3 protein-coding genes are annotated in these 1,894 nt (G+C 48.8%); all 3 read left to right on the top strand.

Annotated features, from left to right (window positions below):
- A partial coding sequence (locus LKK83_RS07755) for a reverse transcriptase domain-containing protein (protein ID WP_324630459.1) occupies positions 1–680 on the top strand: 680 nt, incomplete at its 5' end.
- A complete protein-coding gene (gene cas1, locus LKK83_RS07750) occupies positions 616–1,227 on the top strand; it encodes a CRISPR-associated endonuclease Cas1 (protein ID WP_324630458.1) in 612 nt (203 codons plus the stop codon). The genes LKK83_RS07755 and cas1, both read left to right, overlap by 65 nt.
- Positions 1,227–1,670: a CRISPR-associated endonuclease Cas2 gene (gene cas2 / locus LKK83_RS07745; protein ID WP_324630457.1), complete on the top strand. Its 444-nt coding sequence runs from the start codon at positions 1,227–1,229 to the stop codon at positions 1,668–1,670. Before cas1 ends, cas2 begins: the two co-directional genes overlap by 1 nt.
- Positions 1,671–1,894: the final 224 nt, after the last annotated feature.

The raw sequence follows: 1,894 nt of genomic DNA, 5'->3' as shown, positions 1-1,894 counted from the left end.
CATTGTTTTTAGTCGGTTTTAACCGACTTTATATGTTAGACGGGGGTTTTAACCCCCGTGGGGTGTTGCAACTACAGCGCGATCGCATCGTTCAGCAGGCGTTATTGCAGGTGTTGCATCCGCAAATGGAACCCGAGTTTGAATCCTGTAGTTTTGCCTATCGACCGGGGCGCGGCCACCATCAGGCAGTCCGACAGGTCGCCTACTGGCGCGATCGCGATTATGACTGGGTGTTGGATGGCGATCTTGTCAAATATTTCGATAACGTCGAGCATCCGCGCCTCTTGGCAGAGGTGGCAGAACGGTTAAATCTTTCTTGGGTACTCTCTTTGATTGACGCTTGGTTGAATGCCGGAATCCTTACCCAATCCGGATTGATTTTACCAGAAAAAGGTCTGCCTCAAGGGGCGTCAATTTCGCCACTTCTCTCGAATATCTATCTGGATGATTTTGATGAAATTATCTGTGCTTCTGGATTGAAGTTGGTGCGCTACGCCGATGATTTTGTGGTGATGACCCGGAGTCGCAACCGGATTGTGGAGGCACAGCAGCAAATCGCTCAAATTTTGGATGGCATGGGATTGCAATTGCATCCACAGAAAACTCGCATCACGAATGGCGATCGCCGGCATCACTCGCGATTTAATTGCTATCGAAAATGCCAACCTCACCTTAGATGAATTGCGCGGGTATGAAGGCGTGGCAGCAACGCGCTATTTTCAAGCGATCGGACGACTGATTGCCAATCCGGGATTTACCTTTACCCAACGCAATCGCCGTCCGCCCAAAGACCCGGTAAATTCAATGTTGAGCTTTGGTTATACCCTGCTGTTTAATAATGTTCTCAGCTTTATTTTAGCCGAAGGACTCAATCTCTATATCGGCAATCTCCACCGTTCTGAGAAAAAAGAACCCCGTCTGGCGTTTGACTTGATGGAGGAATTTCGCTCTCCCATCGTCGATACTCTGATGATTAAGCTGGTTAACCAAAAAATCCTGCGCCCTACGGATTTTACTTGGCCGAATCAAGAGGGCGGGGTCTACCTGACTCCCGCAGGGCGGCGCGTTTTTCTCAAACATTTTGAGCAACGGATTTCGGTGAAGATTTCCCATCCCGATGTGAAGGAAAAAGTCTCGTACCGACGAGTGATTCAATTGCAAGTGCAGCGGTACAAAAAAGCCCTGGTCGATGGGGTTCCTTATGAGTCGTTTATTCGAGTGGACTGATGCTGGTATTAGTAGTTTACGATATTCCGGATGACCGTCGTCGGTTGAAGTTGGCTGCGTTTTTGGAAGGGTACGGGCGACGGGTGCAAAAATCCGTATTTGAGTGCTTCCTCAGTTTGGCGGAAATGCAGCAACTGCATCAGAAAATGAAGCACTTTGTCAAACTCGAAGAGGATGATGTCCGATTGTATTGGATTGGGGAAAGCGCCCTTGCCAAAACCCTGACCCTCGGTAGCGACTTGCCCCAACCCCCCCCAGTTTCTACATTATTTAGGCGGTCAATCCACTCCACCCCCCCCAGGTTTCACCCCTGGGGGATTTTTTTGCCCCTCCAACCCTCAACGGTGGCGGACAATCAACAATCAACAATCAACTTTCCCCTCAAAACTGCTAAACTTCCAATAGGGAAGAACGTCTTTTCAAAACAAACTGCGGATTTATAAAGATTTGTAAATCCGCAGAGGTCAGCCAATCCCCGAAACCCGCATTTTGTCGTTGACCTATGCGGATCGACCCCAGAGTAAGGGTTTCGGGCAACGAGTCCGATGGTTATTCTCAATAACTTGAGTGCCCACCCTACGATGGCGAGACTACGATGGCGAGACCACTTACTGATTAGTTAAAATCGGACTCGTTAGAAACTCAACTGTTACGAACCCTTCATCCA

The sequence above is a fragment of the Phormidium sp. CCY1219 genome, assembly GCF_035615515.1.
In the GTDB taxonomy this organism is placed as follows: Bacteria; Cyanobacteriota; Cyanobacteriia; order Cyanobacteriales; family Laspinemataceae; genus CCY1219.
The sequence above is the reverse complement of the archived record's forward strand: the minus strand, read 5'-3'. Positions and strand labels throughout refer to the sequence as shown.